We start from the raw sequence: 12,802 nt of genomic DNA on the forward strand, positions 1-12,802 counted from the left end.
CTCTCGCCTTGACCTTTGGCCGGCCGATCACGACCTTGATCGAGATCGTCCCCCATCATGACGCGTCCACCGATTGTGATGGCGGGCGCAATGGTCTATTCACGCAGAAAAAGCGGCCCTTGAGACGGCTTCCGGCTGGGTTCCGCAAGGCAAGAACAGAGTATGCTATGACACGTCGCCGCCGCATCTACGAAGGCAAGGGCAAGATCCTCTACGAAGGTCCCGAACCCGGAACGCTCGTCCAGTTCTTCAAGGACGACGCGACCGCCTTCAACAAGAAGAAGCACGAAATCGTCGACGGCAAGGGCGTCCTCAACAACCGCATTTCCGAATATATCTTCGGCCATCTGAACAAGATGGGCATCCCGACCCACTTTATTAAGCGACTCAACATGCGTGAGCAGCTGATCAAGGAAGTCGAGATCATTCCGCTGGAAGTGGTGGTCCGCAACATCGCGGCCGGCTCTCTGGCCAAGCGCCTTGGCATCGAGGAGGGCACCGTGCTGCCGCGCTCGATCATCGAATTCTACTACAAGGCCGATCAGCTCGACGATCCGATGGTCTCCGAAGAGCACATCACGGCCTTCGGCTGGGCGAGCCCGCAAGAAATCGACGACATCATGGCGCTCGCCATCAGGGTCAACGACTTCCTGTCCGGTCTCTTCCTCGGCGTCGGCATCCAGCTCATCGACTTCAAGATCGAAACCGGCCGCCTCTTCGAGGGCGACATGATGCGGATCGTCGTCGCCGACGAGATCTCGCCGGATTCCTGCCGCCTCTGGGATATCAACACCCAGGAGAAGATGGACAAGGATCGCTTCCGCCGCGACATGGGCGGCCTTGTCGAGGCCTATCAAGAAGTCGCGCGCCGGCTTGGCATCATGAACGAAAACGAGCCACCCCGCCCCTCCGGGCCGGTGTTGGTCAAGTAAGACGGCCGGACCCCGTCAAGCAGCCGGCACCGGCATTGAAGATCATTCATTCGAAAGACAGGCAGATCCCGTGATCAAGGCGCGTATCGTCGTAACCCTCAAAAAAGGCGTTCTCGATCCCCAAGGCAAGGCGATCGAAGGCGCCCTCGGCCATCTCGGCTTCGAAGGCGTCGATCAGGTCCGCCAGGGCAAGGTCTTCGATCTGCAGCTGGAGGGCGACGACAAGACGGCGGCGGAAAAGCAGCTTTCCGAGATGTGCGAGAAGCTGCTCGCCAACACAGTGATCGAAGACTATTCGATCACGCTCGATTGATCGGCAGCGCAGGATCATGAACACAACCGTCGTCCTCCTCCCCGGCCTCAATCGCGACCGCGACATGATCGCGGCCCTGAAAACCATTACCGGCAAGGCGCCCCAGACGGCGTGGCAGACTGAAACAGCGCTGCCGAAGTCCGATCTGATCGTCATTCCGGGCGGCTTTTCCTTCGGCGATTATCTTCGCTCCGGCGCGATAGCCGCCCGCTCGCCCGTGATGCGGGCCGTTGCGGAGGCCGCAGAAAAGGGTGTGCCTGTGCTCGGCGTGTGCAACGGCTTCCAGATCCTTTGCGAGGCAGGCCTTCTGCCGGGCGCTCTGATGCGCAACACGACGCTGCGCTTCGTCTGCCGCGAGGTGAAGCTCGAAGTCACGAACGCCGACACGCGCTTTACCGGCGGCTATTCCCAAGGTCAGGTCATCCGCTGTCCCGTCGCCCATCACGACGGCAATTATTTCGCCGAAGGGGACACCTTGTCCGCGCTTCAGGACAATGACCGGATTGTCTTCCGCTATGCCGAGGGCACCAATCCGAACGGCGCGATCAACGATATCGCCGGCATCGTGAATGCGGCCGGCAATGTTCTCGGCATGATGCCCCACCCCGAAAACCTCATCGAACCCGAACATGGCGGAACCGACGGACGCGCGATCTTCGAAAGCGCCCTCGGCCTCTCGCAGCAGGCCGCGGCGTGATGATGACCGGGCTGCGGCACCTTCGAAAGCACCGGACGCCGACCCTCGTGCTCGGCGCAACCTTGATTGTCGCCGCCTGCTCCACCACCGCTCCGACACCCGAAACCGCTCCCTCGGAAATGGGTCTCGACCTGATGGAGCGATTGACGCTCAATTCCGATCGCTGCTGGTTCAAATCCGGTGATCCGGCCTTCGAGCCCTACAGCCTGTCGCCTGAACTCGCCTCGTTCTCCGGCAAGCCGCGCTTCCTGCTGACGCCGGCTGGCGAACCTGAGGCCCGACCGCTTCTGGTGGTAGAGGGCAAATCCGGCTCGTCCGATGTCGCGGTCTACGGCCCGCTGCTCGGCGAAGAGATCGGCCAGAGAGCGCAGGCGGATATCGCCCGCTGGCGCAATGGCAGCGACGACTGCGTCGCCTGACGCTTATCACCAACGCAGGCGTTTTGAGCTTACCAAAAAGCGTGCCGCCCCTCGCCCGGCGATAGGCGCAAAAAAGCCGCCGGGACTGACCGACGGCTTTCCGAAAGCCCATGCTTTCCAATGATCGGGATTATCAGTCGAGCCGCTCGATCCGCAACATCTGTGGCTGGCCGCCGAGATGGCCGTCATCGGAGATTGCGCGCAAGGCCTCGCGAACAGCGCTTTCCGTCGTCTCGTGGGTGACGAGAATCACCTGCGCATTGGCCGTGTCGCCGTCACCGGCGCGGCGGCGCTGGACGATGGACGCCAGGGAGATTTCGTTTTCCGCCATGCGCGTTGCGATCGACGCGAACGCGCCGACCTGATCGCGCACGGAGAGGCGGATGTAATAGCCGCCTTCGTGGGCGCGCATACGGGCGCGAACATAGGGCTGAAGCTTGTCCACCGGAATGCCGAGGGTCGGCAGAACCACGCCGGATGCAACATCCATGATGTCGGACAAGACGGCCGATGCCGTGGCATCGCCACCTGCGCCAGGACCTGCAAGCATGATCGAGCCGAGAAGATCGGTATCGACCGCCACCGCATTCGTGACACCGGAGACCTGAGCCATGGAAGCCGCGGCGGGGATCAGCGCGGGGTGAACCCGCTGCTCTATGCCGGTATCGGTCTTCTGGGCGACGGCGAGAAGCTTGATCGAATAGCCGAGCTCACTCGCTGCGGCGATGTCTTCGGACGTGACGGTCTCGATCCCCTCGACATAGATCGAGTCGGCGTCGATCTCGGTGCCGAAGGCGAGAGAGGTCAGAATTCCGAGTTTGTGGGCGGCATCGAAGCCGCCGATGTCGAAGGTCGGGTCGGCCTCGGCATAACCGAGTGCCTGCGCATCCTTCAGGCAGGCATCGAAGGAGAGGCCCTCGCGCTCCATTCGGGTCAGCATGTAATTGCAGGTGCCGTTCAAAATGCCGTAGACGCGGCTCACTTCGTTGCCGGAGAGGCCTTCCCGCATCGCCTTGATAATGGGAATGCCGCCCGCCACCGCTGCTTCGTAAAGAAGCTCGGTCCCGTGGTCGGCGGCGATCTTTGCAAGCTCCATGCCGTGATGGGCAAGCAGCGCCTTGTTGGCCGTCACGACCGGAATACCGCGCTCCAGCGCGGCCTTCACGCAATCAAACGCTGCCCCTTCCGAGCCACCGATCAATTCCACGAAGCCATCGATCTCAGCCTCTCGGGCGAGTGAAACCGGGTCGCCGTACCAGGAAAGGCCGCTCGCATCGAAACCGCGATCCTTCGTCTTGTCGCGCGCCGAAACCGCCACGAGATCGATCTGCCGGCCAGAGCGCCGAGTGATCGAGTCGGTTTTGGTCTGGAGAAGACGCGCGAGGCTGGCGCCAACGGTGCCAAGGCCCGCAATTCCGATCCGCAATGGTTTCGTCATGGATATCAGTCGCAATTCGTCAGCAAACGGCCAACGCGACGTTCGTTCGAAGGTCGCGCGGCTGAAAAGGTTTCGATGGCGGTTGCGCTAACCCGAACGGACGACAATTGAAAGGCCGGACGGACCGGCCTTTCAAGCAAGACCTCAGGCGCGGGCGCGCATTGGAACGATCTTTTGCCCGTCTTCCTCGCCGCTTGCAAGGAAGCGCTTCAGGTTCCGCGCGGCCTGACGGATGCGATGCTCGTTCTCGACCAGTGCGATCCGCACGTGATCGTCGCCATATTCACCGAACCCGATTCCCGGAGCGACGGCGATATCGGCATGTTCGACCAGAAGCTTGGAGAATTCGAGCGAACCCATCTGCTTGTAGGCGTCGGGCAGCGGAACCCAGGCGAACATGGTCGAGGATGGCGCAGGCACGGCCCAGCCGGCCCGGCCGAACGCATCGACGAGAACATCGCGGCGCTTCTTGTAGACCTGACGGATCTCCGCAACCGCCTGATCGCCCTGATTGATCGCGGTCGCCGCCGCAACCTGGACCGGAGTGAAGGCGCCATAATCCAGATAGGATTTGACCCGGCCGAGAGCCGCGCAGAGCCGCTCGTTGCCGACGGCGAAGCCGATCCGCCAGCCCGGCATGGAATAGCTCTTCGACATGGAGGTGAATTCGACGGCGACATCCATCGCGCCTTCGACCTCGAGAATCGAGGGCGGAGGAACGTCGTCGAAATAGATCTCCGAATAGGCGAGGTCCGAAAGAACGATGATCTCGTGCTTCTTCGCGAAGTCGACGACGTCCTTGTAGAATTCGCGGGTCGCCGTGTAGGCCGTCGGATTGCCCGGAAAGTTCAGGACGACGGCGATCGGCTTCGGGATCGAGTGAACGACCGCCCGTTCCATCGCTCGCAGGAAGTCCTCGTCGGGCTTGGCCGGCAAGGCACGAATGGTGCCACCCGACATGATGAAGCCGAAGGCATGGATCGGATAGGTCGGGTTTGGGCACAGGATGACGTCGCCGGGCGCGGTAATCGCCTGCGCCATATTGGCGAAGCCCTCCTTCGAGCCAAGCGTCGCCACCACCTGCCGGTTCGGATCGAGCTTCACGTTGAAGCGCCGTTCGTAGAAGGCGGCCTGGGCCTTGCGCAGGCCGTTGATGCCGCGCGAAGCCGAATAGCGATGGGCACGCGGGTCGCGCGCGACCTCACACAGCTTGTCGACGATGAAGTCCGGCGTCGGCAGGTCCGGATTGCCCATGCCGAGATCGATGATGTCGGCACCCTTGGCGCGCGCGGCCGCCTTCAGCCGGTTGACCTCCTCGAAAACGTAAGGGGGCAGACGGCGGATCTTGTAATAGTCTTCCATGGGTCGTGTATCCATGCGGCAACTCCTGGCCGCTCAATTGGAATTTTAGAACGACCGAAGCGAAATCAGTTGGTCGCTTGTTCCGTCGCTTCGATCTGGCGCAGGACGTCTTCTGGTCGCGGCCCGCGCTCCGTCGTCCCGGAAGCAGCGGGCTGGGTGGCCGCCTCCGCGTTGAGCGAGGAAACGGCCCGGGCCTGCCTTTCGCGCGCGCTTTGGGCTCGCGAGAGCGCCGAGGAATAGTCCGTGTTGGCCGAAGCGCCTGCCCGCTGGGCGGCGATGCCATTGTAGCGCGCATCCAGAACAGCGACGTTTTCGTCGGCAAGTTGCGGCGCGGCGGCACCGGGATAGGCACCGAGAAGGGGATAGCCGTCTTCGTCGAGCCGCTGCTGCGATGCGACGGCCTCAGCCTCGCTCAAACGCAGGGCGCCCAGCGAGTCGTCTTCCTCACCGGGAAAAATCGACTGACAGCCCGTCAGCGCAAGCGCGCCGACAAGGATGCTCGAGACAAGGAGAGCGCCAAATTTAGTGGACATGACGAGGGGCCTGTTTGAAATCGTCGATCGTGTCATACCTTAAAAGAAACAATTTACAAAACCGTGCCCGCTTCTAAAGAACGGCTATATCGAAAGAGCTGCAAGAACCGGTTCAAGACGGATTGGAAACGCATCTGTAGCGGATCGTCCAGGGAGGAAGAAACGATGGCGGACAAGCAAACCGGCTCAAAACCGATCACGGAACCTGTTCCCTTCACGACCGACTATACGGTCAAGGATCCCGAACAATTCGCCATGAACATGGCGAGAATGATGGAACATCTCGGAAAAGCGGCCAGTGCGTGGGTCGAGCCACGCGAAAAAGGCAACTACATCGATACCGGCCCGGTCGCGATGGCCGAGATCATCGAAACGCTCTCGAAAGTCGGCGAATACTGGATGACCGATCCAGCGCGTGCAATCGAAGCACAGACCCGGCTTTTCGCGGGCTACATGACAGTGTGGAACAACTCCATCCGCCGGTTCGCCGGCGAAGACCTGAACGGCGAGGCAGCACCGCCGAAGAAAGCCGACAAGCGCTTCTCCCACGAGGACTGGGACCAGAACTTCTTCTTCGATTTTCTGAAACAGGCCTATCTCATGACGACCCGCTGGGCCGACGAGCTGGTCGAGGAGGCGAACGGCCTCGACGATCACACCCGGCACAAGGCGGCGTTCTATATGCGGCAGGTCTCGAATGCCCTGTCGCCGACCAATTTCATCATGACGAACCCCGAGCTTTATCGGGAAACGATGCAGACGAACGGCCAGAACCTCGTCAAGGGCATGAAGATGTTCGCCGAGGACATCGCAGCCGGCAAAGGCAATCTGCGCCTGCGGCAGGCTGATTATTCGGCCTTCACGATTGGCGAGGACATCGCGCTCACCGAAGGCAAGGTAATCGCCCAGAACGAGCTCTGCCAGATCATCCAGTACTCACCGGCGACCGACGAGGTCTTCAAGACGCCTGTCGTGATCTGCCCGCCCTGGATCAACAAATACTACATCCTCGATCTCAAGCCTGAGAAAAGCTACATCAAGTGGCTCGTCGATGAGGGGCATACGGTGTTCGTGATTTCCTGGGTCAACCCGGACGAACGGCACGCCGAGAAGACCTGGAAGGACTATATCGAGGACGGCATCGCCTTCGGCCTCGACAGCGCCGAGAAGGCAACCGGCGAAAAAGCATATAATATGGTCGGCTACTGCGTGGGCGGCACGCTGCTCTCGGCCGGCATCGGTTATCTGAAGGCGAAGGGCGACACCCGTGCGAAGACGGCGACCCTGTTCGCGACCCAGGTCGACTTCAAATATGCCGGCGACCTTCTCGTCTTCGTCGACGAAGAGCAGCTGAAGACGCTCGAAGCCACCATGGATGCGAGGGGCTATCTCGAGGGCACGCAGATGGCTCAGGCCTTCAACATGCTCCGGTCGGCCGATCTGATCTGGCCCTATTTCGTGAACAACTATCTGAAGGGCAAGGACCCAGTCCCCTTCGACCTTCTGTTCTGGAACGCCGACTCAACCCGCATGCCGAAGGCCAACCACATCTTTTACATGCGAAATTGCTATCTTGAGAACAATCTCTCGGAGGGCAGGATGGTCATCGGCGATACGAGGATCGATCTCGGCGCCGTCGACATCCCGATCTACAACCTCGCGACGAAGGAAGATCATATCGCGCCGCCGGAAAGCGTCTACCGCGGTTCGAAATGCTTCGGCGGAGATGTGAGCTACATTCTCGCAGGCTCCGGCCACATCGCCGGCGTCGTCAATCATCCGTCCCGCAACAAGTATCAGTACTGGACCGGCGCCGCGCCGCAGGCGGATGGCGAGTTCAAGGACTGGTTCGAAAAGGCCGAGGAGCATCCGGGTTCCTGGTGGCCGCACTGGTCGAAATGGATCGCCGAAAAGACCGGCACCGAGAAGGTCAAAGCGCGCAAGCCGGGCGGCGGAAAGCTGAAGCCGATCGAGGATGCGCCGGGCAGCTATGTGAAGGTCAAGGCGTGATCACCGCGCCTCTCGGCTCTGTCCGCATCGCAGCGGGCGCGGCCCTCGCTTTCACGCTGTTTGCCGGGACAGCGCATACGCAGGGGCTTGCGATCGTCGAAGCGCCTGAGGCCGGGTCCGGGGTCTGCACGGCCAACGATCCGGCCAGTGGCTTTGCCTGCGCGACGGAAAAATGCATCGCGGAAAGCGGATTGACGGAAGAAGACTGCGTTCCCGTCCGCTGGTGCCTCGGCAATGGCTGGACCGGCGATATCTTCCTCCAGACCGGCGATGGCTTTCACTACCATCGCTATGTCTGCGACGCGTCCTCCTCGGATGAACTCGATGCCATCGTCGAGACGATTTGCGGCGGACCGGATACCGAAGGCTTCCTCGAATGCTCCCTTGTCCGCAGTTGGGACCCGGACGGAGCGGAAGTCGAAGCGGCGATGCCGGCAGAATAGAGCGTCATCCCGGCGGGCCTTTGAAACCGCCGGTGTTATGAAACGGTCGAACTTATCCGGTTTCTGCAGCGCTTTTCTTATGGCCGAGCAGTCCCGCACTGATCGCGATATGGGTCAGCAGGGCGTCGGTCGGCGCTTCAAGCTTTGCACGAATGCGGTAGTGATTGTTCTGAACCGTCTTGAGACTCAGCGACAATCCGTCTGCAATGGCGTCGTCGGTCATGCCGAGGGCGATCATCCGCAGGATTTCCGTTTCGCGCGGACTCAAGCCGGCAAGCGGCGTGCCGCCATCCAGATGATCGTTTGCAATTTCCCGGGCGATATCTTCGCTCATGGCGCGGCGCCCGTTCAGCGCGGTTTCGATCGCCGCCAGCAGTTCCACCGGGTCGCTGCTCTTCGTCACGTAACCGATCGCTCCAGCCTCGAAGGCCTTCAGCGCATAGGCCGGATTCTGGTGCATGGAGAAGACGAGGATGCGCGCTGCGTGATCCCATTGCCGAATGTGACGTAGCGCTTCGAGACCGCCCGGCCCCGGCAGAGACAGGTCCATCACCACGAGGTCCGGCTTGCTCGTCCGAAAAAGGCGATAGGCCTCCGTAGCGGTTTCGGCCTCGGCGACAATCCGATGGGCGGTGCGGCTCTCAATCAACCTGCGATAGCCTTCGCGCACGATGGGATGATCGTCTACGAGGAGAATAGTCTTGCCCGGCATCATTCGGCGGCCTCTGCGAACGGCGCCCCTTGAGGAATCAACGCCGCAATATGCGTACCCCCGCCGGTTGTAACGACAGACAGTCGTCCCCCGAGGGCAGACACGCGTTCACGCATGCCGATCAGCCCCGATCCGCCGACCATGTCGTTTGCACTCTCACAGCCGACACCATCGTCGACCACGGTGACCTCTATCGAAGGTTCGGGCGCGGCCCGTGGAAAACGGATCGACACTCGCGCCTCGCTCGCATTGGCATGACGCGCGACATTCGTCAGGCATTCCTGGACGATTCGGTAGATCGCGACCGCGATCTCGCTCGGTGTCTCATCGAGCTCCTTCGGCGCTTCGATCGTCACCCGCGTGCGACCTGAAAGGCTGGAATTCCACTCGTGTACGAGGGCATGGAGCGAGGCGCGAAGTCCGATTTCAGCGAGATCCGGCGGTCGCAAACGGGAGAACGCACCCTTCAGCGTTTCCATCATTCGCCGCTCGATCTTTGCAAGGGTCGCCGCATCCCGCGCAATATCCGGCCTGTCCTTCGACGCGTTTCCCTCGATCGACGAAGTGAGCGCGAGCGCAGCGGTAAGGCACTGGCCGAACTCGTCATGCAGATCCCGCGCGAGATTTCGCCGCTCGTCCTCCTGAACCGCGAAGAGCCGCTTCATCAGCATACGACGATCGTCCAGCGAGAGTTCGAGACGCTTGGCCAATGCGTCGACGGCAGCCGCGATCTGGTCGAACTCACGGGTGCCGGAGCGCGCGATCCGCGTTTTCAGCGCCCCGTCCTTCAGCGCATCGAGACCCAGCACGATCGAACCGACGGGCCGCAAGGCATGGGCCACCGCAATGATCGAGAGAATTGCGATCGCTGCCGAAAGGCCTGCGGCGAGCCCAGTGAGGATGCGGGCCTGCTGCCAAACGCGGGTTGCGGCAGCAACGGGATCATAGAATGTTTTCAGGCGGTAGCCATCACGGCCATAGATCGGGACCTCGCCTATGACCGGATCGAATGGACCGAGCACCTTGCCGACGCCCTTTCGAAACCAGGCCGGCGGGATCTCGCCGAAGATGTTCCAGCCGGCACACAGACGCCGGCTCATGTCCGGATTGTTCACTTGAGTAAAGAGCACGCAGGTCCCCGGCGTCATGACGAGGACGATATCGATCGACGTCAGCTTGAGAATGTTCTCGATCGGATATCCGTTGCCGCCGCGATGCATGCGTTCGAGCTGATAGGAGACGCGCGCCTGTGTCGAGGCAATGTCGTTCTCGATTGCCCGGCTCGTATCGACGGCCACGACGGAGAGCGCGACGCCAAGCGCAACGAATGCGACCGCCATCAGACGGATTGCGAGCTTGATCGTGAGGCTCACCTGCCCCGACGCCTCCCTTTGTCGATCAGCGCCTATCAGCACCGATACGACGTGTTCACGCAAGTCGGCCAGGAAAGGGTCGGGCAATATGCCCTGACCCGGCCGGGGAATTCGGCCATTTCAATTTGCGATCATCTGCGTGATAAATCCACCTGCCGACATTCAGGATGAGGGCACGTCCCGGATATCGGCTTCCTGGGGAGGAACCATCGTTTTGACGTCATCGCTTGCCGAACGCCAGAGGCCGCAAGACATGTCCACGGAAGCTCCTGGCGCGGAGCGTCCCGCCCACCGACTTGCGGGCCTTCAGGCCCAGGTCGAGAGGGGCCTGATCGGCCGCTCCGGCCTTGTCGAGCGCCTGATGATCGCGCTTCTGTGCGGCGGCCATCTCCTGCTCGAAGGCCCGCCCGGTCTTGCCAAGACCCGCGCAGTCAAGCTGTTGTCGGATGGTCTCGAAAGCTCGTTCTCGCGCATCCAGTGTACGCCGGACCTGATGCCGGCCGATCTGACGGGAACCCAGGTCTTCCGGCCGGAAGCAGGCAAGTTCGAATTCGTGGAAGGGCCGATCTTCCACTCTCTCGTCCTCGTCGACGAGATCAACCGCGCCCCGCCCAAGGTTCAGTCCGCTCTTCTAGAAGCGATGGCGGAAACGCAGGTGACGGCGGGCGGCGTCACCTACAGGCTGCCCGAGCCCTTCATGGTAGTCGCCACCCAGAACTCGATCGAACACGAGGGCACCTTTCCCCTGCCGGAAGCGCAGCTCGACCGGTTCCTGATGCATGTCCTGATCGATCTGCCCGATGCTCGCTCGGAACTTGAAATCCTCGAACTCGTCGAGAGCGAGGGCGCCGGCACGATTTCCAGGGCCGGCGATCCGATCCCCGGCGAGCAAATCCTCGCTGCAAGACGGGAAGCCGCGAAGATCCATCTCGCGCCTGCCTTGAAGGACTTCGTCGTTCGTCTCGTCATGGCAACCCGCAATCCGGCCGCAGCGCCCGAGGTCCATGCCAAGATCGAGCACGCGGTGAGCCCGCGTGGCACGCTGGCCCTTGCGGCCGGTGCCCGCGCCCGTGCTTATCTCAGGGGCCGTGACTACGCGATCCCCGAAGACGTGACCGAAATCGCGCCGGACATCCTCGCCCACCGGATCATCCCGACCTGGCGGGCCACGGCCGAGGGCGCGACCGGCCGTTCTCTCGTCGCCGGACTGCTCGCCGCCATCGAGCCGAACTGATGGCCCTTCCCGGCTCTCGCGCGGCCGAAGGCCCGACATGGATCGATGCCGAGACGATGTTCGCGATGCGCCACATCGTGCGCAACGTCCCCGAACGGCTTCTCAGCCCGACGGGCCGGCCCGGCGGCTATATCGGCAAGAAGCGCGGCAACGGTCTCGAAATCGTCGATGTCAGGCTTTTTTCCGAAGGCGACGACGCCCGCCATATCGACGCGGCGGCGACCGCTCGCACGGCCAAGACCCATGTCCGCACCTTTCGCGACGAGCGTGACCGGGCGGCTCTGCTGATCGCCGATTTCCGATCGGCCATGCTCTGGGGCACGAAGACGCGGCTGCGCTCGGTCGCCGCAGCGGGAGCCCTGGCTCTAGTCGGCTGGCGCGTCGTAGAGGGTGGTGGCCGGGTTTCGCTGCTGACAGAGGGCTGTCACGGCAGTCTTTATCTTCCGCCTCGCTCCCGCGAGCGGGCCATGGCCGCTGCGACTGCAGCACTGGAAGAGGCACACAAGGCAAGCATTGCCGCCCTTGATCAAGGCACGCCGAGGGAAGCCTCCCTGGAAACGATGTTGGAGCAGGCCATCGCCCGATCCACAAGCGGGACGACGCTCGTACTTGCATCCTCGCTGGACGATGCAGACGAGAGTTTCGACAAGCTGCTTCTCGCCGCCCGTCGTCGCTTCGATATCGTGCTTCTTCTCATCCGGGACCGGTTCGAAAGGGCCGCCCCCCGTGGCGCCTATCCCTATCTCGTCATGGGCGAGGCGACACCTGCCTCCATGCGCTGGGCATTCGTTCCCAAGGCAGAGGCGAGCCGCGAGGATGAACGGATCGAACGGCTGCGCAGCTCCGGTATCGATCTGCGCGTAATCGAGGCCGACACGGACTGGACGGACATGGCGCTCGCTCTGGAGGCGGTGGATGGACCCCGATCTTATCGCTGAACTTCGACCGATCCGCCTGCCCCCCGGCTTCGACGCTTTCGACCTCTCCGGGGCGCTCGCGGTGTTCTCGCTCGCGATCCTCGCCGGCCTTCTTCTCGCAGTCCTGCTGCGCCTTGCCACCGTGCCCAAGCCGTCCATCCGGCGGGCGGTCATCGAGCGGCTCGACGGGGCGAAACAGCTGGAACCGGGAGAGCGCCTTCTCGCCCAGGCGCAGGCCATCGGCCTTCTGGAAACCGGCTTTGAGAAGCGGCGGCGCAAGCCGAAGCTGAAATCAACCGAACCTCTGGAGCGGCTGAAGACGGAGATCCATCAGGCGCTTTATCGCCGCGATCCCGGCCTCGATTGCGACCGGATCGATCGGGAGATCCTTGGTCTTGTCGGCAAGGCGCGGACCTGAG

At 62.2% G+C, this 12,802-nt stretch carries 14 protein-coding genes; 9 read left to right on the forward strand and 5 right to left on the reverse strand.

From position 1 onward, the window contains the following. The first annotated feature begins 167 nt into the window (after nt 1-167). The 4 genes from purC to ABDX79_RS04170 all read left to right on the forward strand — a co-directional run bounded on the left by purC (nt 168) and on the right by ABDX79_RS04170 (nt 2,361). Nucleotides 168-932: a phosphoribosylaminoimidazolesuccinocarboxamide synthase gene (purC, locus tag ABDX79_RS04155; RefSeq protein ID WP_007065826.1), complete on the forward strand. Its 765-nt coding sequence runs from the start codon at nt 168-170 to the stop codon at nt 930-932. A gap of 70 nt (nt 933-1,002) precedes the next feature. Next, complete coding sequence (gene purS / locus ABDX79_RS04160) at nt 1,003-1,245, forward strand: phosphoribosylformylglycinamidine synthase subunit PurS (RefSeq protein WP_346219002.1); 243 nt, start codon at nt 1,003-1,005, stop codon at nt 1,243-1,245. A 16-nt stretch (nt 1,246-1,261) separates the two neighbouring features. Beyond that, on the forward strand, nt 1,262-1,942 hold the full coding sequence (gene purQ / locus ABDX79_RS04165) for a phosphoribosylformylglycinamidine synthase subunit PurQ (protein WP_346219003.1): 681 nt from the start codon (nt 1,262-1,264) through the stop codon (nt 1,940-1,942). Continuing rightward, complete coding sequence (locus ABDX79_RS04170) at nt 1,942-2,361, forward strand: hypothetical protein (RefSeq protein ID WP_346219004.1); 420 nt, start codon at nt 1,942-1,944, stop codon at nt 2,359-2,361. The genes purQ and ABDX79_RS04170 overlap by 1 nt, the downstream gene beginning before the upstream one ends. 133 nt (nt 2,362-2,494) lie before the next feature. On the opposite strand, the gene ABDX79_RS04175 is transcribed toward ABDX79_RS04170, so the two are convergent. The 3 genes from ABDX79_RS04175 to ABDX79_RS04185 form a co-directional block, all read right to left on the reverse strand. Beyond that, on the reverse strand, nt 2,495-3,799 hold the full coding sequence (locus ABDX79_RS04175) for a homoserine dehydrogenase (RefSeq protein ID WP_346219005.1): 1,305 nt from the start codon (nt 3,797-3,799) through the stop codon (nt 2,495-2,497). Nucleotides 3,800-3,943: 144 nt separating this feature from the next. Continuing rightward, nucleotides 3,944-5,161, reverse strand: a complete 1,218-nt coding sequence (locus tag ABDX79_RS04180; RefSeq protein ID WP_346219275.1) for an LL-diaminopimelate aminotransferase — start codon at nt 5,159-5,161, stop codon at nt 3,944-3,946. A gap of 65 nt (nt 5,162-5,226) precedes the next feature. Next, a complete protein-coding gene (locus tag ABDX79_RS04185) occupies nt 5,227-5,694 on the reverse strand; it encodes a hypothetical protein (protein WP_346219006.1) in 468 nt (155 codons plus the stop codon). 165 nt (nt 5,695-5,859) lie between these two features. On the opposite strand from ABDX79_RS04185, the gene phaC reads away from it, so the two are divergent. Together phaC and ABDX79_RS04195 are read left to right on the forward strand one after the other, a co-directional pair. Then, nucleotides 5,860-7,704 carry a class I poly(R)-hydroxyalkanoic acid synthase gene (gene phaC, locus ABDX79_RS04190; RefSeq protein WP_346219007.1) on the forward strand — a complete coding sequence of 615 codons (1,845 nt, stop codon included), beginning with the start codon at nt 5,860-5,862 and terminating at the stop codon, nt 7,702-7,704. Beyond that, nucleotides 7,701-8,147: a hypothetical protein gene (locus tag ABDX79_RS04195; protein WP_346219008.1), complete on the forward strand. Its 447-nt coding sequence runs from the start codon at nt 7,701-7,703 to the stop codon at nt 8,145-8,147. Before phaC ends, ABDX79_RS04195 begins: the two co-directional genes overlap by 4 nt. A 52-nt stretch (nt 8,148-8,199) precedes the next feature. Here the strand turns inward: ABDX79_RS04195 and ABDX79_RS04200 are convergent, their stop codons facing one another. Then, nucleotides 8,200-8,859, reverse strand: a complete 660-nt coding sequence (locus ABDX79_RS04200; RefSeq protein WP_346219276.1) for a response regulator transcription factor — start codon at nt 8,857-8,859, stop codon at nt 8,200-8,202. Further along, nucleotides 8,859-10,232, reverse strand: coding sequence for a sensor histidine kinase (locus ABDX79_RS04205; RefSeq protein ID WP_346219009.1), 1,374 nt, complete (start codon nt 10,230-10,232; stop codon nt 8,859-8,861). Before ABDX79_RS04205 ends, ABDX79_RS04200 begins: the two co-directional genes overlap by 1 nt. Before the next feature lie 253 nt (nt 10,233-10,485). Here ABDX79_RS04205 and ABDX79_RS04210 point away from each other — a divergent pair, with 253 nt between their 5' ends. Genes ABDX79_RS04210 through ABDX79_RS04220 form a run of 3 tightly spaced genes read left to right on the forward strand, consistent with a single transcriptional unit; the run spans nt 10,486 to nt 12,801 of the window. Next, nucleotides 10,486-11,466 carry an AAA family ATPase gene (locus ABDX79_RS04210; protein ID WP_346219010.1) on the forward strand — a complete coding sequence of 327 codons (981 nt, stop codon included), beginning with the start codon at nt 10,486-10,488 and terminating at the stop codon, nt 11,464-11,466. Further along, a complete protein-coding gene (locus ABDX79_RS04215; RefSeq protein ID WP_346219011.1) occupies nt 11,466-12,404 on the forward strand; it encodes a DUF58 domain-containing protein in 939 nt (312 codons plus the stop codon). Before ABDX79_RS04210 ends, ABDX79_RS04215 begins: the two co-directional genes overlap by 1 nt. Further along, on the forward strand, nt 12,382-12,801 hold the full coding sequence (locus ABDX79_RS04220; protein ID WP_346219012.1) for a hypothetical protein: 420 nt from the start codon (nt 12,382-12,384) through the stop codon (nt 12,799-12,801). The genes ABDX79_RS04215 and ABDX79_RS04220 overlap by 23 nt, the downstream gene beginning before the upstream one ends. Nucleotide 12,802: the final 1 nt, after the last annotated feature.

This window comes from Fulvimarina fulva, from assembly GCF_039652615.1.
GTDB lineage: Bacteria > Pseudomonadota > Alphaproteobacteria > Rhizobiales > Rhizobiaceae > Fulvimarina.

Coding starts and splice junctions, on each gene's coding strand:
- purC (WP_007065826.1), top strand. CDS start 168: ATGACACGTCGCCGCCGCATCTACGAAGGCAAGGGCAAGATCCTCTAC.
- purQ (WP_346219003.1), top strand. CDS start 1,262: ATGAACACAACCGTCGTCCTCCTCCCCGGCCTCAATCGCGACCGCGAC.
- ABDX79_RS04170 (WP_346219004.1), top strand. CDS start 1,942: ATGATGACCGGGCTGCGGCACCTTCGAAAGCACCGGACGCCGACCCTC.
- ABDX79_RS04175 (WP_346219005.1), bottom strand. CDS start 3,799: ATGACGAAACCATTGCGGATCGGAATTGCGGGCCTTGGCACCGTTGGC.
- ABDX79_RS04180 (WP_346219275.1), bottom strand. CDS start 5,161: ATGGAAGACTATTACAAGATCCGCCGTCTGCCCCCTTACGTTTTCGAG.
- ABDX79_RS04185 (WP_346219006.1), bottom strand. CDS start 5,694: ATGTCCACTAAATTTGGCGCTCTCCTTGTCTCGAGCATCCTTGTCGGC.
- phaC (WP_346219007.1), top strand. CDS start 5,860: ATGGCGGACAAGCAAACCGGCTCAAAACCGATCACGGAACCTGTTCCC.
- ABDX79_RS04200 (WP_346219276.1), bottom strand. CDS start 8,859: ATGCCGGGCAAGACTATTCTCCTCGTAGACGATCATCCCATCGTGCGC.
- ABDX79_RS04210 (WP_346219010.1), top strand. CDS start 10,486: ATGTCCACGGAAGCTCCTGGCGCGGAGCGTCCCGCCCACCGACTTGCG.
- ABDX79_RS04215 (WP_346219011.1), top strand. CDS start 11,466: ATGGCCCTTCCCGGCTCTCGCGCGGCCGAAGGCCCGACATGGATCGAT.
- ABDX79_RS04220 (WP_346219012.1), top strand. CDS start 12,382: ATGGACCCCGATCTTATCGCTGAACTTCGACCGATCCGCCTGCCCCCC.